21 protein-coding genes are annotated in these 25,955 nt (G+C 70.3%); 6 read left to right on the top strand and 15 right to left on the bottom strand.

Annotation, left to right across the window (positions count from 1 at the left end; genetic code table 11):
• The first annotated feature begins 8 nt into the window (after window positions 1–8).
• Both ABD295_RS03355 and ABD295_RS03350 read left to right on the top strand, forming a co-directional pair.
• Window positions 9–1,004 (top strand): hypothetical protein, encoded by a 996-nt coding sequence (locus ABD295_RS03355; protein ID WP_344302196.1) that lies wholly within the window; start codon window positions 9–11, stop codon window positions 1,002–1,004.
• A gap of 75 nt (window positions 1,005–1,079) precedes the next feature.
• On the top strand, window positions 1,080–2,132 hold the full coding sequence (locus ABD295_RS03350) for a hypothetical protein (protein WP_344302195.1): 1,053 nt from the start codon (window positions 1,080–1,082) through the stop codon (window positions 2,130–2,132).
• Here the strand turns inward: ABD295_RS03350 and ABD295_RS03345 are convergent.
• The 7 genes from ABD295_RS03345 to ABD295_RS03315 all read right to left on the bottom strand — a co-directional run bounded on the left by ABD295_RS03345 (window position 2,071) and on the right by ABD295_RS03315 (window position 10,575).
• Complete coding sequence (locus ABD295_RS03345) at window positions 2,071–2,463, bottom strand: DoxX family protein (protein ID WP_344302194.1); 393 nt, start codon at window positions 2,461–2,463, stop codon at window positions 2,071–2,073. The two genes, ABD295_RS03350 and ABD295_RS03345, sit on opposite strands and share 62 nt — an antisense overlap.
• A 401-nt stretch (window positions 2,464–2,864) precedes the next feature.
• Window positions 2,865–3,713, bottom strand: coding sequence for a GNAT family N-acetyltransferase (locus tag ABD295_RS03340; protein ID WP_344302193.1), 849 nt, complete (start codon window positions 3,711–3,713; stop codon window positions 2,865–2,867).
• A 9-nt stretch (window positions 3,714–3,722) separates the two neighbouring features.
• Window positions 3,723–4,979: an MFS transporter gene (locus tag ABD295_RS03335; RefSeq protein WP_344302192.1), complete on the bottom strand. Its 1,257-nt coding sequence runs from the start codon at window positions 4,977–4,979 to the stop codon at window positions 3,723–3,725.
• A 6-nt stretch (window positions 4,980–4,985) separates the two neighbouring features.
• Window positions 4,986–6,137, bottom strand: coding sequence for a flavodoxin-dependent (E)-4-hydroxy-3-methylbut-2-enyl-diphosphate synthase (gene ispG, locus ABD295_RS03330; protein WP_344302191.1), 1,152 nt, complete (start codon window positions 6,135–6,137; stop codon window positions 4,986–4,988).
• 25 nt (window positions 6,138–6,162) lie between these two features.
• Window positions 6,163–7,518, bottom strand: coding sequence for a M50 family metallopeptidase (locus ABD295_RS03325; RefSeq protein ID WP_344302190.1), 1,356 nt, complete (start codon window positions 7,516–7,518; stop codon window positions 6,163–6,165).
• A gap of 8 nt (window positions 7,519–7,526) precedes the next feature.
• Complete coding sequence (gene dxr, locus ABD295_RS03320) at window positions 7,527–8,633, bottom strand: 1-deoxy-D-xylulose-5-phosphate reductoisomerase (RefSeq protein WP_344302189.1); 1,107 nt, start codon at window positions 8,631–8,633, stop codon at window positions 7,527–7,529.
• Between the two features lie 46 nt (window positions 8,634–8,679).
• Window positions 8,680–10,575 carry a propionyl-CoA synthetase gene (locus ABD295_RS03315; protein ID WP_344302703.1) on the bottom strand — a complete coding sequence of 632 codons (1,896 nt, stop codon included), beginning with the start codon at window positions 10,573–10,575 and terminating at the stop codon, window positions 8,680–8,682.
• A gap of 26 nt (window positions 10,576–10,601) precedes the next feature.
• Here ABD295_RS03315 and gabT point away from each other — a divergent pair, with 26 nt between their 5' ends.
• Both gabT and ABD295_RS03305 read left to right on the top strand, forming a co-directional pair.
• The gene (gene gabT / locus ABD295_RS03310; RefSeq protein ID WP_344302188.1) at window positions 10,602–11,945 is read left to right on the top strand and encodes a 4-aminobutyrate--2-oxoglutarate transaminase; all 1,344 of its coding nucleotides are present in this window, start codon (window positions 10,602–10,604) and stop codon (window positions 11,943–11,945) included.
• A 59-nt stretch (window positions 11,946–12,004) separates the two neighbouring features.
• Window positions 12,005–13,054: an LLM class flavin-dependent oxidoreductase gene (locus ABD295_RS03305; protein ID WP_344302187.1), complete on the top strand. Its 1,050-nt coding sequence runs from the start codon at window positions 12,005–12,007 to the stop codon at window positions 13,052–13,054.
• Here the strand turns inward: ABD295_RS03305 and ABD295_RS03300 are convergent.
• A complete protein-coding gene (locus ABD295_RS03300; protein ID WP_344302186.1) occupies window positions 13,051–14,283 on the bottom strand; it encodes a saccharopine dehydrogenase family protein in 1,233 nt (410 codons plus the stop codon). The genes ABD295_RS03305 and ABD295_RS03300 overlap by 4 nt on opposite strands.
• A 164-nt stretch (window positions 14,284–14,447) precedes the next feature.
• The gene (locus tag ABD295_RS03295; RefSeq protein ID WP_344302185.1) at window positions 14,448–15,881 is read right to left on the bottom strand and encodes a gamma-aminobutyraldehyde dehydrogenase; all 1,434 of its coding nucleotides are present in this window, start codon (window positions 15,879–15,881) and stop codon (window positions 14,448–14,450) included.
• Between the two features lie 124 nt (window positions 15,882–16,005).
• Between ABD295_RS03295 and ABD295_RS03290 the strand changes: the two genes are divergently transcribed.
• Window positions 16,006–17,229, top strand: coding sequence for an LCP family protein (locus ABD295_RS03290; RefSeq protein ID WP_344302184.1), 1,224 nt, complete (start codon window positions 16,006–16,008; stop codon window positions 17,227–17,229).
• Between the two features lie 114 nt (window positions 17,230–17,343).
• Here ABD295_RS03290 and ABD295_RS03285 read toward each other — a convergent pair whose 3' ends face one another.
• Entirely contained in the window at window positions 17,344–18,966 is a 1,623-nt protein-coding gene (locus tag ABD295_RS03285; RefSeq protein ID WP_344302183.1) for an amidohydrolase, read from the bottom strand.
• The gene (speB, locus tag ABD295_RS03280; RefSeq protein ID WP_344302182.1) at window positions 18,966–19,967 is read right to left on the bottom strand and encodes an agmatinase; all 1,002 of its coding nucleotides are present in this window, start codon (window positions 19,965–19,967) and stop codon (window positions 18,966–18,968) included. The genes ABD295_RS03285 and speB overlap by 1 nt, the downstream gene beginning before the upstream one ends.
• 193 nt (window positions 19,968–20,160) lie before the next feature.
• Here speB and ABD295_RS03275 point away from each other — a divergent pair, with 193 nt between their 5' ends.
• Window positions 20,161–21,564 carry an aspartate aminotransferase family protein gene (locus ABD295_RS03275; RefSeq protein ID WP_344302181.1) on the top strand — a complete coding sequence of 468 codons (1,404 nt, stop codon included), beginning with the start codon at window positions 20,161–20,163 and terminating at the stop codon, window positions 21,562–21,564.
• A 134-nt stretch (window positions 21,565–21,698) separates the two neighbouring features.
• Here ABD295_RS03275 and ABD295_RS03270 read toward each other — a convergent pair whose 3' ends face one another.
• The 4 genes from ABD295_RS03270 to ABD295_RS03255 are packed head-to-tail and all read right to left on the bottom strand — an operon-like array spanning window position 21,699 to window position 25,955.
• A complete protein-coding gene (locus ABD295_RS03270) occupies window positions 21,699–23,090 on the bottom strand; it encodes an NAD(P)/FAD-dependent oxidoreductase (protein ID WP_344302180.1) in 1,392 nt (463 codons plus the stop codon).
• 29 nt (window positions 23,091–23,119) lie between these two features.
• Window positions 23,120–23,929 carry an ABC transporter permease gene (locus tag ABD295_RS03265; protein ID WP_344302179.1) on the bottom strand — a complete coding sequence of 270 codons (810 nt, stop codon included), beginning with the start codon at window positions 23,927–23,929 and terminating at the stop codon, window positions 23,120–23,122.
• Complete coding sequence (locus ABD295_RS03260) at window positions 23,929–24,837, bottom strand: ABC transporter permease (RefSeq protein WP_344302178.1); 909 nt, start codon at window positions 24,835–24,837, stop codon at window positions 23,929–23,931. The genes ABD295_RS03265 and ABD295_RS03260 overlap by 1 nt, the downstream gene beginning before the upstream one ends.
• Window positions 24,834–25,955 carry an ABC transporter ATP-binding protein gene (locus ABD295_RS03255; RefSeq protein WP_344302177.1) on the bottom strand — a complete coding sequence of 374 codons (1,122 nt, stop codon included), beginning with the start codon at window positions 25,953–25,955 and terminating at the stop codon, window positions 24,834–24,836. The genes ABD295_RS03260 and ABD295_RS03255 overlap by 4 nt, the downstream gene beginning before the upstream one ends.

Genomic DNA, 25,955 nt, shown 5'->3' with positions numbered 1-25,955 from the left:
CATCACCCATGAAGAGCCCGTCCTGGCGCCCACTCGCCGCCCTGATCACCACCGCACTGATCACCACCGCCCTGCTCGGCAGCACCGTGAGCCCCGCCGCAGCAGCCCCGGAGAAGATCGTGCTGAGCAAGCTGAGCAAGGGCGCCGCGCCCGCTACGCCGTACGTCGTCGGGCAGGTGCTCGTCGACGGCGAGATCAGCGTCGACCTGCCCAAGGGCGTCACCAGGATCGTCGGGAAGGTCCTCGACGGCTACCTCGTCCAGGGCTACGACTCCAAGCGCGACAAGGAGGTCGTGGTGCGCGTGACTCCCCAGGGTGCCCGCAAGACGCTCGTGCGCGGTGGCTCGCTCAGCGACGCGACCCTGTCGGACGACGGCACCTCCTTCGTTGCCTCGAAGTCCTCCAGGAGCCCGCGGCCGACCGGCAGCACCGTGCTGCGCCGGTACGACGCCGGCACCGGTGACGTCACGCTGAAGACTCAGATCGACGGCTACGGAAGGGTCCTCGACTACGACGGAAGCGTCGCGATCGTCGGCGGGTCCGCTCCCGTCGGGACCCAGGCCTGGGACGTGCTGGGCAACAAGACCGTCCGCGTGCTGGAGCAGGCGGGCTACGAGGCCGACCTCGCGACCGACCGGCTCGCGACGTTCACCAAGGACCCCTACCAGGGTGGCTGCACGGCGGTGTCGAGGCTCTCCAACCCGAGCAAGGTCGTGTGGCGCTCGTGCGCCGAAGCGGTCGAGGCCTGGTCGCCGGACGGCACGCGCATCGCGACCACTCACATCCTGGCCGACGGCATCGGCCCGAACCGGTTCACGCTGCGCAAGATCAGCGGCAGGAAGCTGGGCGTGTACGACGCGCCGGCGTACTTCGGCCGTATCTGGTTCGAGGACGGCACGCACGTGCTCGCCGACACCTTCGCCAAGACCAAGGGAGCCGTCGTCCGCTGCGACTCCGGCGGCTGCGAGAGGGCGACGGCGATCAAGGCGCACAAGACACCGTGAGCGCACCGTCGGGCGCCACGTCCTTCGACGAGTAGGCTCGAACAGTCCGGTCTTGACAGGCAGCTGGGAGTCACCATGCGTCTGCGCCACCTCTTGCCGTCGGTGCTCGCGGCGCTGACCCTGCCGTTCGCCGCCCCGGTGACGGTGGTTCACGCTGCGGCCGCGGCTGCACCGACGATCACCGTCGACCCGACCGAGCTCTCGCGGGGCGAGGATGCGTCGATCCCGATGATCCGCAACGGGAGGATCGTGGACGGCGACCGGACACTCCCCCTGCCGGCTCCGAACGCCGTCATGGTCGGCCGGTCGGGCGACGGCTTCGTGGTCTGGAGCAGCCAGGACGCGCGCACGCCCAAGGTGTGGCGGGTCGACGGCGACGGGTCCGCGACGATGCTGCTGCGCAGCCAGGAGGCGTACGCAACCGTGCTGGCGACCGAGGGCGACCGGCTTGTCGTCCCGAAGACCCGCATCAAGGCCCGGGAGACGCTGCTCACGGTGCACGACGCGATGACCGGAGCAGTCCAGGAACAGACCACCGTGCCCGGCTTCGCGTCCGTCCTCGACGTCGCGGACGGCGTGGGCGTCGTGGGCAGCACCAACCCCGCGCGCACCTGGCGCTGGGACCTGGGGACCGGGCTGCGCGAGCGGCTCGCCAAGGACGCCGGTTACAAGGCCGACCTGTCCACCGACCGGTTGGCCGTCTTCGACGCAGATCCGTTCCGTGGCGGCTGCTCGGTCGTCTCCTCGCTCTCCGACCCCAGCAGCCGGCTGTCGCGGTCGTGCACCGAGCGGGTCGACGAGTTCTCCCCCGACGGCAGGCGGATGGCGCTGGTCGACCTCCTCGCCGACGGGCTCGGCCCCAACCGCGTCATCGTGCGGAGCGTCTCGGGGCGGCGCCTGGTGACCTACGACGCGCCGTACTACTTCGGGATGGTCACCTGGGAGCGAGCGCGCACGCTCCTGCTGCAGACCCACACGACCAAGCGGACCGCGCTGGTGCGTTGTGTGCGCACCGAATGCGAGCGCGCATCCAAGCTGGGGCCGGCGCCGGACCTGCGCCCCTCCGTCACGAACCGCCTGATGGACCCCCTGGCGCCGTGGCTCGCGCGGCCCGCCACGCGGTCCTGATCATCGGCGCCTGCAGCGGCAGCCGGCCGTAGGCGATCGCCTTGAAGCGGGTGCTCCGGCTGCGCCGGGCGTCGTCGGCCATCTTCAGGTTGCCGGGGAAGACGACGACCAGGAGCCCCGCGGAGACCAGGCCCGCGAGCCGCCGGGTGCGCGGGTGCACGAGCCCCGCCGCGCAGGCCAGCTCCGCGACCCCCGAGGCGAGGATCACCTCGCGGTGCGCCGGGACGAAGGCCGGCATCAGCGGCTCGTAGACCTCCGGGCGCGACAGGTGGATCGCGCCGGAGACCGCGAAGATGCCCGCGAGCAGGGCGACGTCCTTGGGCAGGCTCATGTGGACCACCGTAGGTGGACGCCCCGGCGACGGCCACGGTCGATGGTCGAGCAGCGAGCGGAGCGAGCGGTCAGTCGAGACCACGCTCACCGGGTCTCGACACCCCCGCCGGTGGTCGAGCAGCGAGCGGAGCGAGCGGTCAGTCGAGCTCCCGTCTCGCCGGGTCTCGACACCCCCGCCGGTGGTCGAGCAGCGAGCGGAGCGAGCGGTCAGTCGAGACCACGCTCGCCGGGTCTCGACACCCCCGCCGGTGGTCGAGCAGCGAGCGGAGCGAGCGGTCAATCGAGACCACGCTCGCCGGGTCTCGACACGCCCTTGCGCGGCTTCGCAGGCTCAGCCGCGGGACTGCTCGACCTGACCTCGCCACGCCGATCCCTCGTTCCTCCGGATCGGCTGCTCGGTCAAAACATGATGGTGGAGAAGCGGGCGGTCTCGCGGAAGCCGATGCGGGCGTAGGCGGCACGAGCGGGGGTGTTCCACTCGTTGACGTAGAGGGACACGGTCGGGGCGACCTCGCGCCGCACCACCTCGACGACGGCGGCGAGCCCGCGGGTGGCGAGGCCCTCGCCGCGCCGGTCCTCGGGCACCCAGACCCCCTGCACCTGCGCGGCGGTCGGTGACACGCAGGCCACCTCGGCCTTGAAGACGACCCGCCCGGCGTCGTACCTGGCGAACGACCAGCCGCGGCTGATCAGCTGGAGGACGCGGGCGCGGTACATCTCCCGACCACCGGCAGCCTCGGGCGAGACGCCGATCTCCTCCTCGTACATCGCCACGCAGGCGGGGTAGAGGTTGTTGAAGTCGGAGCGCACGCTGCGGCGCACGGCGGGGTCGGGCTCGACCGCAGGGTCGTGGTCGATCAGCAGGTGAGGTTGGCGCCAGCGCAGCTCGCGCACGTCCTCCCACTCCGGGCCGACGACGTCCCAGAAGGCCTCGACGGCGGCGTGTGCACCGACGATCGTCGAGATGGTGCGCGGCTTGGCCAGCGCCCGCTCGGCGAAGGCGCGCGCGGCCTCCTCGTCGGCCTCGACCGGCACCAGGTTGGCGCCCACGTGGCACGCGGACGTGAGGCGGCCGCCGGCGTCGTACCTGCCCCACACCTCGCCGCCGAGCCAGCGGGTGTCGAGCCGGGTGCTGCGGCCGCGGTACTCGACGAACACGTTGGCCACCGGGTCCCGCGCGGTCAACGCCAGGAACTCGTCGAGGTCCGCAGGCCCCAGCACCCGGATCCCGCGGTCGGTGGTCAGCACGGGGCGAGCCTACGCGCCGACCCGCACGCTTGTGGATGGCTCGACGGCGATGCGCCGCAGCGGCGAGGCCCAGGCGAACACGGCCGCGAGACACGCGATGCCGGCGAAGGCGAGGCCGGTCGGCCGCACGCCGATGGCACCCACGACGACGCCGCTCAAGGCCGCTCCGCCCGTCCAGCCCACGCCCCAGCTGAGCATCCGGCCTGCCGTGTTGACGCGGCCCTGCAGGTGCTCGGGCGTGACGGCCTGGCGATAGCTGATGGAGTTGACGACGACCAGGGTGAGGGCGGCCGCCCAGACGAGGTAGAGAAGGGCCGCGAGCCACCAGAGCGTGACGCGGGAGGTCACCACGCCCACGGCCGCCGAGATCGGCACCGCGACCAGGGTGATCCTCGCCGGACGCACGAACCGGACGAGGTGCGGGATGGACAGGGAGGCGGCCAGGCCGCCGATCGCCCAGGCGACGTACGTGATCCCGAACCGCCAGCCCTCGGTGCCCAGACCCAGCACCCGGTCGAGCCAGACGACGGTCAGCGCCATGTAGCCGCCCGTGCTGATCATCATCAGCGTGCCGATCACGGTCATCGAGCGGACGCCCTCATGCCGGAGGAGGAAGGCGAGGCCCTCGCGGACGTCGCGGACCACCACCCGCACGCTCAGCGGGTCGCGCGGTCGCGCGGCGTCCCACATCGGGCGCCCGATGCGCGCCAGCAGCATCGCGCTGACGAGGAAGGTGACGGAGTCGAAGCCCAGCAACCACGCAGGCGCGACCACGGCGAGCAGCGCACCGACGGCTGCGGGGGCCACGATCTCGATCGCGCTCTGCAGGCTCCATGCGTAGGAGTTGGCCTCGGCGATCCGGGACCGCCCGACGAGCATCGGGATGGCTCCGAAGACGGCGCCGTCGAAGAACACCCCGATGGTCGGCCCGAGGAACGCGACCGCCATGACGTGCGGCAGCGTCAGCGCGTCGAGCGCGGCGGCGGCCGGGATGGTGAGCAGCAGCGCGGCACTCAGCAGGTCGGCGGCGACCATGACCCTCTGGCGGTTCCAGCGGTCCGTCAGCGCCCCGGAGAGCAGGCCGAAGAGCAGGTACGGCGTCGCCTCGAGCGCGACGACCAGTGCGGTCAGGCCCGGGTCGTCGCTGGTGCGGTAGACCAGGACCGGCAACGCGATGTACGTCGCCATGCTGCCGAACCCGCTCAGACCCCGCGACACGAGGTAGCGGACGAACTCCTTGTCCTGGAGCAGCCCAGGGTCGGCCACCCGCAGTCAGCTGACGCTGACGGAGGGCTCGGAGCCCTCGACGGCTTCCATCTGCTCGGCGAGCCGCATGGCCTCCTCGATGAGGGTCTCGACGATCTGCGACTCGGGGACGGTCTTGATCACCTCGCCCTTGACGAAGATCTGGCCCTTGCCGTTGCCCGAGGCGACGCCCAGGTCGGCCTCGCGGGCCTCACCGGGACCGTTGACGACACACCCCATCACGGCCACCCGCAGCGGGACCTCCATGCCCTCGAGCCCGGCGGTGACCTCGTCGGCGAGCTTGTAGACGTCGACCTGGGCGCGACCGCAGGACGGGCACGAGACGATCTCGAGCCGCCGCGGCTTGAGGTTGAGCGACTCGAGGATCTGCAGCCCCACCTTGACCTCCTCGACCGGAGGTGCCGACAGCGAGACCCTGATGGTGTCGCCGATCCCCTGGCTCAGCAGGTGACCGAAGGCCACCGCCGACTTGATCGTGCCCTGGAACGCCGGCCCCGCCTCGGTCACCCCGAGGTGCAGCGGCCAGTCCCCGGCCTGGGCGAGCAGCTCGTAGGCCCGCACCATCACGACCGGGTCGTTGTGCTTGACCGAGATCTTGAAGTCGTGGAAGCCGTGCTCCTCGAAGAGGCCCGCCTCCCACACCGCGCTCTCGACGAGCGCCTCGGGAGTGGCCTTGCCGTACTTCTCCAGCAGCCGCTTGTCGAGCGATCCTGCGTTCACGCCGATGCGGATGGAGGTGCCGTGGTCCTTGGCGGCTGCGGCGATCTCCTTCACCTGGTCGTCGAACTTGCGGATGTTGCCGGGGTTGACGCGGACGGCGGCGCAGCCGGCCTCGATCGCCGCGAAGACGTACTTGGGCTGGAAGTGGATGTCGGCGATCACCGGGATCTGCGAGTGCCGCGCGATCTCGGGAAGCGCGTCGGCGTCGTCCTGGCTGGGGCACGCCACCCGGACGATGTCGCAGCCCGTGGCGGTCAGCTCGGCGATCTGCTGGAGCGTGCTGTTGACGTCGGAGGTCAGCGTGGTCGTCATCGACTGGACCGAGATCGGGTGGTCGCTGCCGACGCCCACCTTGCCGACCTGGATCTGCCGGGTCTTCCTGCGGGGGGCGAGCACGGGAGGAGGCAGCGCGGGCATGCCCAGACCGACGGACGTCATGCCTCAGAGATTACTGGCGGGAGCGTCAGAAGCCGGTGTCGACGGGGGCCACGAGGTCTCCGACGATGAGCACGACCCCCATCACCAGGAGCGCCGAGGCGACGACGTACGCCACCGGCAGCAGCCGCGCGACGTCGACGTAGCCCGGGTCGGGCCGGCGGCGCAGGCGCGCGAGCCCGCGGCGCAGCGCTTCGTAGAGTGCGCCGGCGATGTGTCCGCCGTCGAGCGGCAGCAACGGCACGAAGTTGAAGAGCCCGATGAAGAGGTTGAACCCGCCCACGATCAACGCGAGGAAGGCGATCTTGCTGTCGTTGGGGATCAGGTCGGTCGACGCGGTCTCACCTGCGATCCGGCCGCCGCCGACGATGCTCACCGGGCTGTCGGCCGCTCGCTCCTCGACGCCGACGATCGCCTTCGCGACGCCCCAGACCTTCACCGGCAGCTGGGCCAGGGCCTGCAGGCTGTGCACGGTCTTGTCGCCCATGTCACGCACGGTGTAGAGCGGACCGCCGTGCACGAGCCCGTCCACGGTGGGCTGGACGCCGAGGAAGCCCACCTGCGTCAGCGTCTCGTCCGTCGGGTCCTCGCTGATGGGCCGTGCCGTGACGATGGTGTTGGTGGTGACCTCCAGCTGCTCTCCGCCGCGGTCGATGAGCAGCGTCACCTCGCCGTCGGAGTTGCTGCGGATCTGGTCCTGGAGCTCCTCCCACGACGTCACCGGCCGTCCGTTGACGGCGACGAACTCGTCGCCGGGCTGGAGGCCGGCGAGCTTGGCAGGGGTCACCTCGTCGGTGGGCTCGCACGTGCGTCCGTCCTCGGAGTAGGGGACGACGCAGTCGAGGACCTCCTCGACGACCGGCTCGACGTTCGGCTCGACCGGGTTGCCGTACGTCGCGTAGACGCCCCAGAAGAGGAAGAAGGCGATGAGGATGTTGACGGTCGGGCCGCCCGCCATCACCACGACCTTCTTCCACCACGCCATGCGGTAGAAGAGCCGACCCTCGTCACCGGGCTTCACGTGCTCCCACTCCGCCGCGCGTGCGTCGGAGATGAGCTGGGTGAACATGCCGGTGTTGGACTTGCGGACCCGCAGGACCCGTTCGCCGTTCTCGTCGTGCTCGACCTCTCCGAGGTCGTCGGCGCCCGGCGGCAGCATCCCCACGATCTTGACGTAGCCGCCGAGCGGGATCGCCTTCACGCCGTACTCGGTCTCGCCGACCTGCCTGCTCCACACGGTCGGGCCGAAGCCGATGAAGTATTGGGTGACCTTCCCGCCGAACGCCTTCGCCGGGATCATGTGACCGAGCTCGTGCAGACCGATCGACACCAGGATCGCGGCCACGAAGACGACGACGCCCAGCACGTAGAGCAGCGCGGTCATCTGGTCCCCTAGGCGGTGGGCAGGAGGGCCCTCTCGCGGGCCCAGGAGTCGACGGCGAGCACGTCGTCGACGGTCAGGTCGGTCGCCTCCGAGGATACCGGGGCCTCGGCTGCCGCGTGGGCGTGCAGCACCATCCGCACGGTCGGCACGATGTCGGCGAAGCTCATCCGGCCGTCGAGGAAGGCCTCCACGCAGACCTCGTTGGCCGCGTTGTACGCCGCCGGCGCCGTGCCGCCAGCGACCCCCGCCTCACGGGCCAGCGCGACGGCGGGGAACGCCTCGTCGTCGAGCGGGAAGAACTCCCACGTCTCGGGTCGGGTCCAGTCGACGGGCGCCCCGGCCGCGGGCACCCGGTCGGGCCACGCGAGCGCGAGCGCGATGGGGATGCGCATCGTCGGCGGGCTCGCCTGCGCAATGGTCGAGCCGTCGATGAACTCCACCATCGAGTGGACGACGCTCGTCGGGTGCACCACGACCTCGATCCGGTCGAAGTCGAGCCCGAAGAGCAGGTGCGCCTCGATCACCTCCAGTCCCTTGTTGACGAGGGTGGCGGAGTTGATCGAGATGACGGGACCCATCGCCCACGTCGGGTGCGCCAACGCCTGCTGGGGTGTCACGTCGCGCAGCCGGTCGGCCGACCAGCCGCGGAACGGGCCACCCGACGCGGTCAGCACGAGGCGGCGTACCTCCTCCGCGCGGCCTGCGCGCAGGCACTGCGCGAGCGCGGAGTGCTCGCTGTCGACCGGCACGATCTGCCCGGGGGCGGCGAGCCGGGTGACGAGCGGGCCGCCGACGATCAGCGACTCCTTGTTGGCCAGCGCCAGGGTGTTGCCGGCCTCGAGCGCGGCCAGCGTCGGCCGCAGCCCCACGGCACCGGTGATGCCGTTGAGGACGACGTCGCAGTCCATCGCGGCCGCCTCGGACGAGGCGTCCTCGCCCAGCCCGGCGTACGCCGGCGCGAACTCGGCCACCTGCTTCTCGAACAGCTCGGGGTTCGACCCGCCGGCCGTGAGCCCGACGACGCGGAACCGGTCCGGGCTCTCTCGCACCAGGTCGAGCGCCTGTGTCCCGATCGACCCCGTCGACCCCAGGACCACTACGTCACGTCGCGTCACGACGCCATTCTGCCGACATCGAGGTCCGCGTCCGTGTCACCGGCTGTCACCCGCGGCGCAGCGCCGGCCTCAAGCTGTCGAGGACCGCGGCGTCCTCGATGGTCGAGGGCACCGCGGGGTCGTGCCCGTCGGCGATCTCTCGCATCGTCTTGCGCAGGATCTTGCCGCTGCGGGTCTTGGGGAGGCCGCCCACCACGCTCACGTCCTTGAGCGCCGCGACCGCGCCGATCTCGTCGCGCACCAGCTGCACGAGCTCGCGAGCCAGCTCGTCGGGGTCCCTGTCCACGCCGGCCTTGAGGACGACGAAGCCGCGCGGCAGCTGACCCCTCATCTGGTCGGCCACGCCGATGACGGCGCACTCGGCGACGGCTGGGTGCTGGGCGAGCACCGCCTCCATCGAGCCCGTCGAGAGGCGGTGGCCGGCCACGTTGATCACGTCGTCGGTGCGCCCCATGACGTAGAGGTAGCCGTCCTCGTCCATGTAGCCACCGTCGCCCGACAGGTAGTAGCCCTCGAACGCCGAGAGGTACGACGCCACGAACCGCTCGTCGTCGTTCCACAGCGTCGGGAGCGCCCCTGGCGGCAGCGGCAGCCGCACGCAGATCGCGCCCTCCGTACCGGCGGGCACCTCCTGGCCGCGCTCGTCGAGCACCCGCACGTCCCAGCCCGGCACCGGGACCGAGGGCGAGCCGGGCTTGATCGGCATCGGCTCGAGGCCGCGCAGGTTGGCCGCGATGGGCCAACCGGTCTCGGTCTGCCACCAGTGGTCGATGACGGGAACGCCGAGCGAGTCGCTGGCCCAGTGGTAGGTGTCGGGGTCGGTCCGCTCCCCCGCCAGGAAGAGCGTCTCCAGGCTCGAGACGTCGTACGCCGCCCGCAGCCGTCCCTCCGGGTCCTCCTTCTTGATCGCCCGGAAGGCCGTCGGCGCGGTGAAGAGCGCCTTCACCTTGTGGTCGGCGATGACCCGCCAGAAGGCGCCGGCGTCGGGCGTCCCGACAGGCTTGCCCTCGTAGAGGATCGTCGTCGCGCCCGTGAGCAGCGGCGCGTAGACGATGTAGGAGTGGCCGACCACCCAGCCCACGTCGGACGCGGTCCACCAGACGTCGCCCTCTCCCACGCCGTAGATGTTCGGCAGCGACCAGGCCAGCGCCACCGCGTGCCCGCCGTTGTCGCGCACGACGCCCTTCGGCTTCCCGGTGGTGCCGGAGGTGTAGAGGATGTAGAGAGGGTCGGTCGCCTCCACCTCGACGCACGCTGCCGGGTTGGCGCGGCCCGCGCGCATCACGTCCTCCCAGTCGAGGTCGCGCCCGTCGACCATGGTCGCCTCGGCCTGGGGTCGCTGCTTGAGGACCACTGCGTCCGGCTTGTGGTGAGCGCGCTCGAGGGCCTTGTCGAGGATCGGCTTGTACTCGATGACCCGGGTCGGCTCGATGCCGCACGACGCCGACACGACGACCTTCGGCTGGGCGTCGTCGATGCGCACCGCCAGCTCCGCCGGCGCGAAGCCGCCGAACACGACGGAGTGGACCGCCCCGATGCGGGCGCAGGCGAGCATCGCGATCGCCGCCTCCGGGATCATCGGCAGGTAGATGACGACCCGGTCCCCCTTGCCGACCCCGAGCTGCTGGAGGGCGCCGGCGAACGCTGCCACGTCCTCGAGCAAGCGGGCGTACGTGATCGACCGGGACTTCCCGTCGTACGCCGAGTCGTGCACCAGCGCGACCCTGTCCCCGTGACCGCGCACGACGTGCCGGTCGAGGGCGTTGAAGCAGGTGTTGAGGCTGGCGTCGGGGTACCAGCGGTAGAACGGCGCCCGGCTGTCGTCCAGGATCTTGTCGGGCTTCCGGATCCAGTCGACCAGGCTCGCCTGGTCCCGCCAGAATCCTTCAGGGTCCTGCAGGGAACGGTCGTACGTCGCGCGGTAGGCACCCATGGCGGTCAGCGTCTCACTCTTACTAGTCTCCAGCCATGCCCCAGCCTGCCGAAGGTGGCCCGACGCTCCCGCAGGAGCGTCGCCTCGTCACCGAGATCCCCGGACCCGAGTCGTCCGCTCGCCTCGCCCGCAAGAAGTCGTTCGTCGCCGACGGGGTCGGCAACGTGCTGCCGGTCTTCATCGAGGCGGCCGGGGGCGGGGTGCTCGTCGACGTCGACGGCAACTCCCTCATCGACCTCGGCTCCGGCATCGCCGTGGTGTCGGTCGGCAACGCGGCCCCACGCGTCGTCAGGCGCGTGCAGGAGCAGGTGGCGGCGTTCACGCACACCTGCTTCATGGTCACGCCGTACGACGGCTACGTCGACGTCTGCGAGCAGCTCGCCGAGCTGACCCCCGGCGACCACGCGAAGAAGTCCGCGCTCTTCAACTCCGGTGCCGAGGCGGTCGAGAACGCCGTCAAGATCGCGCGGGTGGCCACCGGCCGCGACGCGGTCGCGGTCTTCGACCACGCCTACCACGGGCGCACCAACCTCACGATGGCGATGACGGCCAAGAACATGCCCTACAAGAACGGCTTCGGTCCGTTCGCCGGCGAGGTCTACCGCGCGCCGATGTCCTACCCGTTCCGCGACGGGCTGTCCGGCCCGGACGCGGCGGCGCTCGCGATCGACGTGCTCGAGAAGCAGGTGGGCGCCGACAACCTCGCCTGCCTGGCGATCGAGCCGATCCTGGGCGAGGGCGGCTTCGTGGTGCCGGCCGACGGCTTCCTGCCGGCCCTGCGTCAGTGGACCGCCGACAAGGGCATCGTGTTCATCGCCGACGAGATCCAGTCCGGCTTCTGTCGCACCGGCGACTGGTTCGCGTGCGACCACGAAGGCGTCGTACCCGACCTGGTCACCACCGCCAAGGGCATCGCGGGCGGCATGCCGCTCGCGGGCGTCACCGGCCGCGCCGACCTCATGGACGCCGTCCACGTGGGCGGCCTGGGCGGTACGTACGGCGGCAACCCGGTTGCCTGCGCGGGTGCGCTCGGCTCGATCGAGGAGATGCGCGAGCACAACCTCGTCTCGCGGGCCCGGGCCATCGGCGACCTGATGCGCGGCCGGCTCGAGGCACTCCAGGCCGACCACCCGGTCATCGGCGACATCCGCGGTCGCGGCGCCATGATGGCGATCGAGCTCTGCGAGCCCGGCACCACCAGGCCCGACGCCGCCCGCGCCGCCGCCGTCAACGCGGCCTGCCACAAGGCCGGCGTGGTCACCCTGACCTGCGGCACCTGGGGCAACGTCTTCCGCTTCCTGCCCCCGCTGTCGATCGGCGACGACCTGCTGAACGAGGGGTTCGACGTGGTCGCGGAGGCCTTCGCCCAGACCGCCTGAGGCCGACCGGTGGTCGAGGAGGTCGGAATAGGCCGGCGATCAGCTGAGGTTGTGCCCAGGTGACCACACCTGCGCTGTCCGTGCTCGACCTGGTGCCCGTGCGCTCCGACCAGACGACCGGTGACGCGCTGGCCGCGACCAGGTCGTTGGCGAGGGTTGCTGACGAGCTGGGCATGCGGCGCTACTGGCTGGCGGAGCACCACAACATGCCGGCGGTGGCGGCGACCAACCCGCCGGTCCTGGTCGCGATGGTCGCGGCCGCCACCGAGCGGATCCGGGTCGGCTCCGGCGGGGTGATGCTGCCCAACCATGCTCCGTTGGTGGTGGCCGAGCAGTTCGCGCTGCTCGAGGCGGCGTACCCCGGGCGCATCGACCTCGGCATCGGCCGCGCGCCAGGCACCGACCCGGTGACCAGCTTTGCCCTCCGCCACGGGGCGGGGGGCGTGACCGACGACGCGGTCGAGCAGTTCCCGCACTACGTCGACAACATCATCACGATGATGTCGCCGGGCGGCGCCGGGCTGCGCGTCGGCGGCACCATGCACGCCCTCAACGCCACCCCGGCGGCCACGAGCGTGGCCCCGGTCTGGCTGCTCGGCTCCTCCGACTACTCCGCTCGCCTGGCCGCGGAGAAGGGCCTGCCGTACGTCTTCGCCCACCACTTCTCGGGTCGCGGCACAGCAGAGGCGCTCGCCCTCTACCGGGAGAACTACCGGCCCAGCGAGGAGCACCCCGAGCCGCGCACGTTCCTGACCGTCAACGCCGTGGTCGCCGACACCCACGAGGAGGCAGAGCGGCTCGTGCTGCCCAACCTGCTGTCGATGCTCGCCCTGCGCACGGGCGGCCGGCTCGCACCCCAGAGACTCGTGGACGAGGCCGAGACGGTGACGATCCCCGACGAGCACCACGCCCTGGCGACCGGCATGCTCGACCGCTGGATCGTCGGGGACGCGAAGGCAGCCGCCGAGCAGGTGCGCGAGCTGGCAACGACGTACGACGTCGACGAGGTCATGCTGCACCCCGTCGCGGGGGCGTACGCCGGCTCGGCAGCCGACCGGTCCGTCACCCGGGAGGAGACGCTCCGGCTCCTCACAGCCGCCCTCGACTAAGGCTGCTTCTCCACCTGTCCCCAGGGCGAGCCGTACTCCGTCAGCAGGTCGAGGAACGGCTGCGCGTCGAAGGCCTCCGGGCCGAGGATGCCCGCCCCGGACCAGATGCCGCGAGCGATCAGCTCGAGCGCGACCACGGGGTTGATCGCGGTCTGCCAGACCACGCACTGGTGCCCGTACTCCTGCATCGTCCACTCGTTGTCGACGACGTGATAGAGGTACGTCGACCGCGGCTGACCGTCTTTCCCTGTGCCGGTGACCCAGAGCCCGGCGCAGGTCTTGCCCTTCATCCGCGGGCCCACGGTCGCGGGGTCCGGCAACACCGCCGCGACGACGTCACGCGGGCTGACCTCGACGCCCTTGACCCGCACCTTCTCGGTCTTGTCGAGACCGAGGGTGTGGAGCACCTTGAGGACGTTGATGAACTCGTCACCCAGCCCGTACTTGAAGGTCGCCCGCTTGCAGTCGACCCAGCGCGGCATGAGAAGCACTTCCTCGTGCTCGACGTTGACGCACTCGACCGGGCCGATGCCCTCGGGGAAGTCGAAGACCTCGGGCTCGCTGAACGGCGGCGTCGTGAACCAGCCGCCGTCGACCTCGGCCCGCGCCTTCTCGTAGATCACCGGCGGGTTGAGGCACTCCTCGATCGTCGTCCACATCGAGAACGAGGGCGCGAAGACCTCGTTGCCGTCGTCGTCGGTCACGACCAGGTTGGCGCCGTCGCGGGTGCCGAGCTCGTCGATCTCGGAGAAGAGGTGGTCGGCGGCGTACCGCGCGAACACGTCGGACAGACCTGGCTCGACCCCCATCCCGACGAGCGCGAGTCGTCCGGCGCCCTCCCAGCGGCTCGCCTGCGCGAACTGCTCGTCGCCGAGCTTGACCCCGCACTTGGAGTACGGCGCGTCGGGATGCGGCTTGCTCAGCGACATCGCCATGTCGACGTAGTCGGCACCGGCAGCGAAGGCGCCCTCGAAGATCGACATGTTGAAGACAGGGTCGACGGCGTTCATCACGTGGGTGATGCCGTGCTCGCGACACAGGCTCTCGACCGAGTCGGCGGACGACGCGTCGATCTGCGCCGCGGCGTAGCGCTCGTCGGTGGCCGCGCCCTTCTCGGCCCGTGCCACGTCGTAGTCGGCGACCACGATCCGCTCGAAGAAGTCACGGCGTGCGGCGATCGCGGTGAACGCACCGCCGACACCGCCGGCGCCGACCAGCAGGATTCTCATGTTGCTCACTCTCGGTGGTCGAGCGGTTCGGTGGTCGAGCGGTTCGGTGGTCGAGCGGTTCGGTGGTCGAGCGGTTCGGTGGTCGAGCGGTTCGGTGGTCGAGCGGTTCGGTGGTCGAGCGGTTCGGTGGTCGAGCGGTTCGGTGGTCGAGCGCAGTCGAGACCTCACTCACCCAAGAAGTGCATGACGTGCTTGAGGCGGGTGTAGTCCTCGAAGCCGTAGACGGACAGGTCCTTGCCGTAGCCCGAGTGCTTGAAGCCGCCGTGCGGCATCTCGGAGATGAACGGGATGTGGGTGTTGACCCAGACGCAGCCGAAGTCGAGCCGCTTGGTCATCCGCATCGCTCGGCCGTGGTCCTTGGTCCACACGCTGGAGGCCAAGCCGTACTTCACGCCGTTCGCCCACTTCACCGCCTCGGCCTCGTCGGAGAACTTCTGCACGGTGATCACCGGCCCGAAGATCTCGGTCTGGATCTGCTCGTCGTCCTGCCGCAGGCCGGAGAGCACGGTGGGCTCGTAGAAGTAGCCCGCCTCGCCCTGCTGCTTGCCGCCGGTGTTGAGCGTCGCGTGGTCCGGCAACCGGTCGACCATCCCGCTCACGTGCGTGAGCTGGTTGGCGTTGTTGATGGGCCCGTAGAGCACGTCCTCGTCGTCGGGCATGCCCGTCTTGATGCCCTTGGCGGCGTCGGTCAGCGCGGCGACGAAGTCGTCGTACGCCCCGGGGCCGGCGATCACCCGGGTGGCGGCCGTGCAGTCCTGGCCGGCGTTGAAGTAGCCCGCCTCGGCGATCGACCCCGCGGCCGCCTCGATGTCGGCGTCGTCGAAGACGACGACGGGTGCCTTGCCGCCGAGCTCGAGGTGCACCTTCTTGAGGTCGGCGGCCGCCGACCTGGCGACCTCCATGCCGGCGCGCACCGAGCCGGTGATCGCGACCATCTGCGGGGTGTCGTGCTCGATCAGCTGACGCCCGGTGTCCCGGTCGCCGCACACGACGTTGAGCACGCCCGGCGGCAGGAACTCCTGGGCCAGCTCGGCCAGCAGCGTGGACGACGCCGGCGTGGTGTCGCTGGGCTTGAGGACGATCGTGTTGCCGGCGGCGAGGGCGGGCGCGATCTTCCAGATCATCATCATCAGCGGGTAGTTCCACGGCGTCACCTGCCCGATCACGCCGATCGGCTCACGGCGCACGTACGACGTGTGGCCGGCCATGTACTCGCCGGCCGAACGGCCCTCGAGGATCCGGGCCGCGCCGGCGAAGAACCGGAAATGGTCGGACGCGTAGGGCATCTCCTCCGACATGGTCAGGCCGAGGGGCTTTCCGGTGTCCTTCGACTCGACGGCGAGGATCTCCTCGGCGCGCGCCTCGATGGAGTCGGCGATCCTGAGCAGCGCGCGGGCCCGGTCCTGCGGCGTGCTGTCGCCCCACTCCTCGAAGGCAGTCGCCGCGGCGGCGTACGCGCGGTCGACGTCCTCGGCGCCCGACATCGGCGCCTGGGCGTACACCTCGCCGGTGGTCGGGTCGATGACGTCGTAGGTCTTCCCCGACACCGAGTCGACGAGCTCTCCGTTGATGACGTTCTTGAAGGTCTGGTCGGCCATGGCGGGGAGCCTAGCCAGCGGCCTGCGAATTCTGTAGAGGCAGCGCGATTCCACGACGGAATCCGTCGTCGCAGCCGGGGGTGACGATGGCTGTGTCGGCGAGACGAGATGGGACGATGCGCACATGCCGTCGCTGCCGTCCTTCCTGCGGGACCTCCGTCGCCCGGTCCTCGTCGTGATGGTGGTGGCCCCCGTCGGGCTGCTCGCTGTGTGGTTCCTCAACCGCGACGCCTACCTCGGGCTCGCGGTCGGCCTGGCCCTGGTGCTGGTGATCGCCGGGCTCGTGCTCGCCGTGCTGCAGTGGCGGCACGGCTACCGACGGTTCGCAGCGATCGTGACGGCGCTGTCGGTGCTCGTCGCGGGTTCGGTGTCGGCGTACCTGTGGACCCTCAACGACGCGCTCGGCGACATCACGCAGATCGCCACCCCGTTCGAGAACGACGACGAGGGACGGCCCGAGAAGCCGCCGAACACGTCGCTGAACATCCTGCTCATGGGGGCCGACGACCCCGAGCAGCTCGTCGACAAGCCCACCGTGGCCGAGCTGCTCGAGGACGGCGCGTGGAACCCCGGCGCCTACCGCAGCGACACGCTGATGGTGGTGCACGTCCCCGCCGACCGGAAGGCGGCGTACCTCGTCTCGATCCCCCGCGACTCGTTCGTGCCGATCTACGACCAGGACGGGGAGGAGCACGGTGAGGCGAAGATCAACGAGGCGTTCTCGCAGTACGGCCCGTTCGGCACCTGGCGCACCGTGGAGGAGCTCAGCGGCCTGCACATCGACCACATGGCGATCATCGACTTCAACGGGTTCCGCGAGCTGACCTCCGCGATCGGCGGCGTCGACGTCTACATCCCCGAGGACGTCTACGACTCCAAGCAGGACCAGGAGTGGAAGCAGGGCGAGGTCCACCTCGAGGGAGTGCTGGCGCTCAAGTACGTGCGGATGCGCTACGGCCTCACGCAGGGCGACTTCGACCGCGTGGACCGGCAGCAGAACTTCCTGCGCGCGGTCATGAAGAAGATGCTCTCGAAGGAGACCGTCGGCTCGGTCACCCGGTTCCCCGCCACCCTCAGAGCGATCACCGGTCACCTCACGACGGACGACTGGCCCAAGAACGAGATCCGACGACTCGCTTTCGGGCTGCGCGGGCTCGACGGTGACAAGGTGCGGTTCGTGACGCTGCCCAACTCCGGCACCGCCACCGATCCGGCCGCCGGCTCGATCGTGGTGGTCGACGAGCGCCGCGCCAAGGTGCTCTTCGACGCGATGGAGTCCGACCGGGTCGGCGCCTACCTGCGCCGCAATCCCGACGACGAGCTGCCCGACGAGGACGAGGTCAGCTGACCCCCGAAGGTTCAGCGACTCGTCACCACCCCGTGATCGACGAGCGCGCCACCCTCTTCCTGGTGCACGAGACCCCCACCTCCGCCCTGCAGCTCATGCGCTCGATGGCCCGCCTCAGCCGCCGAAGACCCGCTCGCCGTCGATCCAGGTGGAGACCACGCGGGCGGCGCCGATCTCCTCGGGCCGTCCGGAGAAGGGGTCGCGGTCGAGGACGACCAGGTCGGCGGCCGCGCCGGGTGCGAGGACTCCTCCGCCGTCCGTGCGGTCGCGGCCGTTGATCCAGGCCGAGCCGGAGGTGTACGCCGCGAAGGCGGTCTCGAGGGCCAGCGCCTGCTCGGGGAGGAAGGGCTCGGACCCCGCGCGGCCCTCGTCGCCGTACGCCGTCCTGGTCACCGCGGTGTGGATGGCGGCCAGCGGGTCCGGCGTGGAGACCGGCCAGTCGCTGCCGGCGACCAGGCGGGCGCCGGCGCGGTGCAGGTCGCCGAAGGGGTACTGCCACGCCGACCGGGTCTCCCCCAGGAACGGCAGCGTCAGGTCGATCATCTGCTCGTCGAGGCACGCCCACAACGCCTGCATGTTGGCGGCCACCCCCAGCGCGCCGAAGCGCGGCACGTCGTCGGGATGGATGAGCTGCAGGTGCGCGATGTGGTGCCGGCGCTCGGGGTCGGTGCCCTCGAAGGCGTCGAGCGCCTCCCGCATCCCGCGGTCGCCGATCGCGTGCACGTGCACCTGGAAGCCCGCCGCGTCCAGCGCCGTCACCGCCTCCCGCAGTGACCCGGCCTCCACGAAGGAGTGGCCGCGGTTCTCGGTCGCGTGCCCGCACCTGTCGAGGTAGGGGTCGAGCATCGCGGCCGTGCCGTTCTCGGCGACACCGTCCTGCATGATCTTCACGGTCGTCGCGCGGAAGCGTCCGGCCGTCATCGCGTCCCGGCGGCCCACGAGGTCGGCGACCTGCTCGACGCCCAGACGGCGCTCCCACCACAGCGCGCCGACCACCTGCGAGCGCAGGTCGCCGTTGGCGGCGGCCGAGGTGTACGTCGACGCGGGGTCGTCCATGCCGGAGTACGCGCCCACGATCGCGTCCTGCCAGGCGGTGACCCCGAGCGAGTGCAGGTAGGCCTGGCCGGCCAGCAGCGCGGCGTAGTAGTCCGCGCCGGTCGTGCGTGGGAGGAACCGCGAGACCAAGGCGGTGGCCCCCTCGTGCAGGGTGCCGGTCGGGTGGCCGTCGGCGTCGCGCTCGATCCGCCCGTCAGGCGGGTCCGGGGTGTCGCGGTCGAGACCGGCGATCTCCATCGCACGCGAGCTGACCCAGGCGCCGTGGTGGTCGCGGTTGGGCAGGAAGACCGCCCGGCCCGGCACCGCGGCGTCCAGGTCGGCGGCCGTCGGGTTGCCGCCCGGGAAGGCCGGCATGCCCCAGCCACCACCGAGGATCCACTCGAGGTCGGGGTTCGCGTCGGCGTACGCCTTGATGGCGGCGAGGTACTCCTCGCGCGTCGAGAGCTCCGACAGGTCGCAGCGCAGCCGCTCCAGCCCACCCTGGATCGGGTGCACGTGGGCATCGGTGAAGCTCGGCGAGACCAGGCCACCGCCGAGGTCGACGACGTCGTGGTCTCGTGACGGTTGCTGCGCAACCTCCTCGACCACCGAGGTGACGCGGCCGTCCTCGACCAGCACCGACCGCGCGCCGAGGTAGCGGTGCCCGTCGAAGACGGCGCCGTTGGTGAAGAGCGTGCCCATCAGCGCCCCTCGAGCAGCGGGCCGGCAGGGTCGTGGGTGATACCGTGCTTGGCCACGGCCAGCCCCGAGAGCGCCTCGAGACAGACCCGGTTGGCGAGGTACGTCGTGATCTCGGCGTGGTCGTAGGGCGGCGAGACCTCCACGACGTCGATGCCGGCGATGGGCAGCTCGCGGCAGATCCGGCGTACGGCGTCGAGGAGCTCGCGCGACGAGAGCCCGCCGGGCTCGGGCGTGCCCGTCCCGGGAGCGTGGCCCGGGTCGCAGACATCGATGTCGACGGACAGGAAGACCGCGTCGCAGTCGTCGAGAGCGATCTCGAAGGCCTCGTCGAGGCAGGCCCCCAGACCGCGCTTCACGATCTCGGTCATCTCGTAGGAGCGCATGTCCTGCTCGGCCATCCAGCCCAGCGTCTCGGGGCCGGGCCAGTAGCCGCGCAGGCCCATCTGGAGGAACCGGTCTCCCCGCAGGGCGCCGGACTCGATCAGCCGCCGCATCGGCTGTCCGTGCCCGTAGAGAGACCCGAACTCGATGTCACCGGTGTCGGCGTGCGCGTCGAAGTGGATCATCGAGACCCGGCCGAACCCACGGTGCCGGGCCACCCCGGTCGCATCGGCCCGGGTGATCGAGTGGTCGCCGCCGAGCACGAGCGGGACCGCGCCGGTCTGCGCGACGGCGTACACCGCCGCCTCCAGAGCGGCGTGCGCCACCTCGATCTCGCCGGGGGGCATCTCCACGTCGCCGACGTCGACGACGCGCAGGTCCTGGAGGGCATCGACGCGCAGCGCCATGTGCGGTCGCGAACCGTCGTGGGCGAGGTAGTCGGTGCCCCGGATCGAGGATGGTCCGAACCGTGTGCCGGGCCGGTGCGAGGTGCCGGAGTCGAAGGGCGCGCCCACGATGACGACGTCCGCGTCGGCGTACGTCGCCGGCTCGTCGAGGTCGGCAGCGGGCACGCCGAGGAAGGTGATGTCCGGTCCGAACTGCGCGCCGTACCTCGTCATGGTCGCCCCTCTCCTAGGCTGGCCCTCCCCAGGTGGACAGTCCTACCAGCGCACCGGGAGGCAGCGCCACGCTGACACCCTGTCCAAAATCTGCGAATTCCGTCGTCTTCACCTACGATTCCTGCGGATTCGCTTGTGCGTTGTGGGCGGAGACGAGACGATGGGCTGACACCAGCCAAGGAGGATATGACTCATGACGACCCCCCTCGACCCCCAGGATCGGGAGCGTCAGCAGCAGGCCGCGAAGGACCATCTCTGGCTGCACTTCTCGCGCCACTCGGTCTACGCCGACAACGAGATGCCCACCATCGTGCGCGGCGAGGGCGTCTACATCTACGACGACCAGGGCCGCCGCTACCTCGACGGTCTCGCGGGTCTGTTCGTGAACCAGCTCGGCCACGGCCGCCGCGAGCTGGCCGAGGCCGCCGCGAAGCAGGCCTCGGAGCTGGCGTTCATGCCGCTGTGGTCCTACGCGCACCCCCAGGCGATCGCCCTGGCCGAGCGCGTCGCGGGCTACGCCCCGGGCGACCTGAACCGCATCTTCTTCACCACCGGCGGCGGCGAGGCCGTCGAGTCGGCCTGGAAGCTCGCCAAGGCGTACTTCAAGCTCACCGGCAAGCCCACCAAGCACAAGGTCATCAGCAGGGCGATCGCCTACCACGGCACCCCGCAGGGCGCTCTCTCCATCACCGGCATCCCCGGCATGAAGGCGCCCTTCGAGCCGCTGGTGCCCTCGACGTTCCGGGTCCCCAACACCAACTTCTACCGCGCGCACGAGATGGCCGGTGCCCCGTCGGGCGACGGTGACGTCGAGGCGTTCGGCCGCTGGGCCGCCGATCGGATCGCCGAGGCCATCGAGTTCGAGGGCCCCGACACCGTCGCCGCCGTCTTCCTCGAGCCGGTGCAGAACTCCGGCGGCTGCTTCCCGCCCCCGCCCGGCTACTTCGAGCGGGTGCGCGAGATCTGCGACCAGTACGACGTGCTGCTGGTCTCCGACGAGGTCATCTGCGCCTTCGGGCGGCTCGGCCACATGTTCGGCGCGGAGCGCTACGGCTACCAGCCCGACATCATCACCTGCGCCAAGGGCCTCACCTCCGGCTACAGCCCGCTCGGCGCGATGATCGCCTCCGACCGGCTGATGGAGCCGTTCCTGAAGGGCCAGAACTCCTTCCTGCACGGCTACACCTTCGGCGGGCACCCAGTGTCCTGCGCCGTCGCGATGGCCAACCTCGACGTCTTCGAGAACGAGAAGATCAACGAGCACGTCCGCGACAACGAGGGCACCTTCCGCTCCACGCTGGAGAAGCTCACCGACCTCCCGATCGTCGGCGACGTGCGCGGCGACGGGTACTTCTACGGCATCGAGCTCGTCAAGGACAAGGTCACCAAGGAGACCTTCGACGACGACGAGTCCGAGCGGCTGCTGCGCGGCTTCCTGTCCCGCGCGCTCTTCGACGCGGGCCTCTACTGCCGCGCCGACGACCGTGGCGACCCGGTCATCCAGCTCGCTCCCCCGCTGGTCTGCGACCAGGAGCACTTCGACGAGATGGAGTCCATCCTGCGCGTCGTGCTCGAGAAAGCCTGGACGCTGCTCTGAGCTGTTGAGTTGGCCCGGAGGGCCCCTCGACTTGGCCCTCCGGGCGCCAGCGAAAGTCAAGAGCAACGACAGCAACGGATTGAGGGGCCCGGAGGGCCAAGTCGAGGGGCCCTCCGGGCCAACTCAACAAGCAGTCAGCTGTCGAAGCCCAGGCCCGCCTTGTCGAGGGCGCGCAGCCACAGGTTCCGACGGCCGGCCTGCGCGTCGGCGCGCTCGAGCGACCAGCGCGTCAGGTTGATGCCGACCGAGCGGAACGGCTCGGGCGGGAAGGGCAACGGCTTCTCGCGCACCATGGCCAGACGGGTGCGTTCGGTGTCCTCGCCGTGCAGCAGGTCGAGCACGACGTCGGCGCCGAAGCGGGTCGCGGCGACACCGAGACCGGTGTAGCCGAGCGCGTACGCCGTCCTGCCGCCGTGAGCGGTGCCGAAGAAGGCCGAGAACCGCGTGCAGGTGTCGATGACGCCGGCCCAGCGGTGGGTGAAGGACAGCCCCTCGAGCTGGGGGAAGGTCTGGAAGAACTGCTCGGCGAGCAGGTCGTGGGTGCGGCCCGACTGCTCGTGTTCGGGGTGGATCGACGAGCCGTAGCGGTACACGGCGTCGTACCCGCCCCAGAGGATGCGGTCGTCACGGGTGAGGCGGTAGTAGTGGAACAGGTTGGCCGCGTCGCCGACACCCTGGCGTTCGGCCCAGCCGATCGCGTCGCGCTGCGCGGGTGAGAGCGGCTCGGTGGCCAGCACGTAGTCGTAGACCGGCACGGTCATCAGTCGCAGCCGGCGCAGCAACGGTGTGAAGGCATTGGTGCCGAGCGCGACGCGCCCGGCGCGCACCTGCACGCCGGCGTCGGTGGTGGCCACCACGCCCGCCGCGTCCGCCTCCAGACCCGTGACGCGGGTGTGCTCGTGGATCCGGACGCCGAGGTCGTAGCAGGCCGCCCGAAGCCCCCAGGCGAGTCGCGCGGGCTCGACCAGCGCGGTGCCGTGGGGATCGTGCTGCGCGGCGAGGTACGTCGGCGAGTTCACCAGGGCGCGCGTGGCGTCGGCATCGAGCAGCCGAACGTCGTGTCCGGCCGCCTGGCGCGCCTCCACCAGCTCGCGCAGCTCGTCGACCTGGTGCGGCTCGGTCGCCACGTCGAGCCCGCCGTTGCGCTCGAACCGGCAGTCGATGTCGTAGCGGCGGATCGTCTCCTCGATCGCGTCGAGGTTGGCCTCCCCCAGCCGGTCGAGCTCGGCGATCTCGTCGGGCCAGCGCGCGACCCCGTTGCCGTAGCCATGAGTCAGCGAGGCGTCCGCGAAACCGCCGTTGCGGCCGGACGCCTGCCAGCCGCAGGTGCCGCCGTCGAGCAGGAGCACGTCGAGGTCCGGGTAGCGCTCGCGGGCACGCAGCGCCGTCCAGAGACCGGTGTAGCCGCCGCCCACGACGACCAGGTCGGCCGTCGTGTCGGCGCTGAGGGCGGGCAGCGCCGAGGGGCGGTCCGGGTCGGTGAGCCACAGGACCCGAGGATCGGCCGACGTCAGCGCTCGATGCACGGCATCACGCTAGTCGGCCTCGCCTCGACTCAAGCACGTGCCCGGGCTCGGCGCCGGTTGTTGACCTCACCGGCGAGCACCAGGGCCAGCGCCAGCAGGAACATCACGGTGCCGATCACGTTGATCTGCGGCGGGATGCCGCGCTGGGCGGCGCCCCACACGTACATCGGGAAGGTCACGGCCTGACCGGAGTTGAGGTTGGTGATGATGAAGTCGTCGAAGGACAACGAGAAGCTCAGCAGCGCCGCGGCGACGATGCCGGGGAAGACCAGGGGGAAGGTCACCCGCCAGAACGTCTGCCACTCGTTGGCGTAGAGGTCCATGGCCGCCTGCTCCAGTCGAGGGTCCAGACCTGCGAGCCGGGCCTTCACCGTGACCACCACGAACGAGAGACAGAACATGATGTGGGCGATGAGGATCGTCCAGAATCCGAGGACGCCCGCGAACCCCGCGGTGACGAAGAGCGCCAACAGCGAGGAGCCCATCACGATCTCGGGCGAGGCCATCGGCAGGAAGGTGAAGACGTTGGCCACGGCCCGGCCGCGGAAACGGTGCCGCACCAGCGCGAAGGCCATCAACGTGCCGAGGATCGTCGCGCAGAGCGTGCTGAGCAGGCCGATCTGGATGGAGAGCACGACCGAGTCGCAGATCCCGAACGGCTCACAAGGGTTGAGCCAGTTGTCGAGGGTGAAGCCGTCGAACCGGTAGCCGATGCGCGACTTGGGCGCGTTGAAGGACATCAGGATCACGATGAAGATCGGCACGAACATGTAGAGCAGCACCAGCAGCCCGATGCCGAGGATCAGGTGGTCGCCGATCCACTTCCCGATGCGGGTCATCACACCAGCTCCTCTGTGCCGGCTCTCCGGATGTAGACCAGCACCATCACCACGATGACGGCCATCAGCGTCACCGACAGTGCTGCTGCCTCGGGGTAGGAGCCTCCGTCGAAGAGGTTCTGGATGACGTTGCCGACCATCTGGGTGCGGGTGTTGCCCAGCAGCTCGGCGTTGATGTAGTCGCCGGCGGCCGGGATGAAGGTGAGCAGCGTGCCCGCGACAAGACCCGGGAGGGAGAGTGGCAACGTCACCTTGCGGAAGGTCGTGAACGGTGACGCGTAGAGGTCGGCACCGGCTTCGTGCAGGCGCGGGTCGATCTTCTCCAGCGATGCGTAGAGCGGCAGCACCATGAAGGGCAGGAAGTTGTAGGTCAGGCCGGTGACGACCGCGAGAGGTGTCGCCAAGAGACGTCCGTCGTCACCGAGCACCTGCACGAACTTGAGGATGTCGACGACCCAGCCCTCGTCGCTCAGGATCAGCTGCCACGAGAGCGTCCGGATCAGGAACGACGTGAAGAACGGCGCGATGACGGCGACCAGCATCAGGTTGCGCCACCGGCCTGCTTTGAAGGCGATGGCGTACGCCAGGGGGTAGCCCAGCAGGATGCAGGCGACGGTCGCCACCGCGGCGTACCCGAGCGAGCGGAGGAACTGCTCGGAGTAGTCGGCCAGCACCGAGGTGTAGTTGCCGACGTGCCCGGTCATGGCGTAGCCGTTCTCGAGCGAGCCTGCGGGGTCGTAGAGCGAGGTGCTGATCAGGCTGACCAGCGGGACGATGAAGAAGAGCGTGAGCCACAGACCGGCGGGCGCGAGCAGGAGGTAGCCCGTCAACCCGGACTTGCGCCCGGTGTCCGGCACCGCGGCGACCGCCGCCGCTTCCGCTGGAGCACCCCCGTGGACTGTGCTCACAGAGCGTCCTCGCGCTCGACTCCCGCTGACGCGTCCTGCTGGGCGTCGAGCAGGAAGGTGTGGTCCGGCATCCAGTGGAGGTCGACCTTGTCACCGACCCGGAAGCCCTTGCGGGCGCCGGTGTTCTGCTCGAAGACCATGAGCTCCTGGCCCCACGGCATCTTGGCGAGGTACTGCGTGCTGACGCCGATGAAGCTGACGTCGGTGATCACGCCGTCCCGCAGGGCGTTGGAGCCGTCCTGGGACTCCGTGCCCGCCTCGGACAGGAACACCTTCTCGGGCCGGATGCCGAGCCAGACCCCGCCGGACTCCGTCGCGGCACGTCCCCTCGGAGCTCGCAGCGCCGCCCCTTCCACGTCGATGCGCACGTGAGAGCCGTCGGCGCTCGCCTCTCCCCGGATGAGGTTGGACTGCCCTAGGAAGTTGGCGACGAACGTGGTCTGCGGGTGCTCGTAGAGCTCGACCGGCTCGCCCTGCTGCTCGATCACGCCGGCGTTCATCACGGCCACGTTGTCGGCCATCGTCATGGCCTCCTCCTGGTCGTGGGTGACGTGGACGAACGTGATGCCGACCTCGGTCTGGATCCGCTTCAGCTCGATCTGCATCTGCCTGCGCAGCTTGAGGTCGAGAGCGCCGAGCGGCTCGTCGAGGAGGAGCACCTTGGGTCGGTTGATGAGCGCCCGGGCCAGCGCCACGCGCTGCTGCTGCCCGCCGGAGAGCTGGGTCGGCTTGCGCTCGGCGTACTGCCCGAGCTCGACCAGCTCGAGCATCTCGCCCACCTGCTGCTTGACGTCCTTCTTGCCCTGGCGACGGAGGCCGAAGGCGACGTTCTCGAAGATCGTCAGGTGCGGGAAGAGCGCATAGCTCTGGAACACCGTGTTGACCGGCCGCTTGTAGGGCTTGAGGTCGGTGATCACCTGCTCACCGAGGGAGATCGACCCCTCGGTGGGGGTCTCGAGACCGGCGACCATGCGCAGCGTCGTCGTCTTGCCGCAGCCTGAGGGTCCGAGCAACGCGTAGAACGCGCCCTCTGGGACGGTCAGGTCGAGATCGTCGACGGCGACGAAGGAACCGAAACGTTTGGTGACACCTTGGATGACGAGGTCGGAACCGCTCAC

The sequence above is a fragment of the Nocardioides bigeumensis genome (genome assembly GCF_039531755.1).
In the GTDB taxonomy this organism is placed as follows: Bacteria; Actinomycetota; Actinomycetes; order Propionibacteriales; family Nocardioidaceae; genus Nocardioides; species Nocardioides bigeumensis.
Note: the sequence above shows the minus strand (reverse complement) of the source record. Positions and strands in the feature narration are given on the sequence as shown.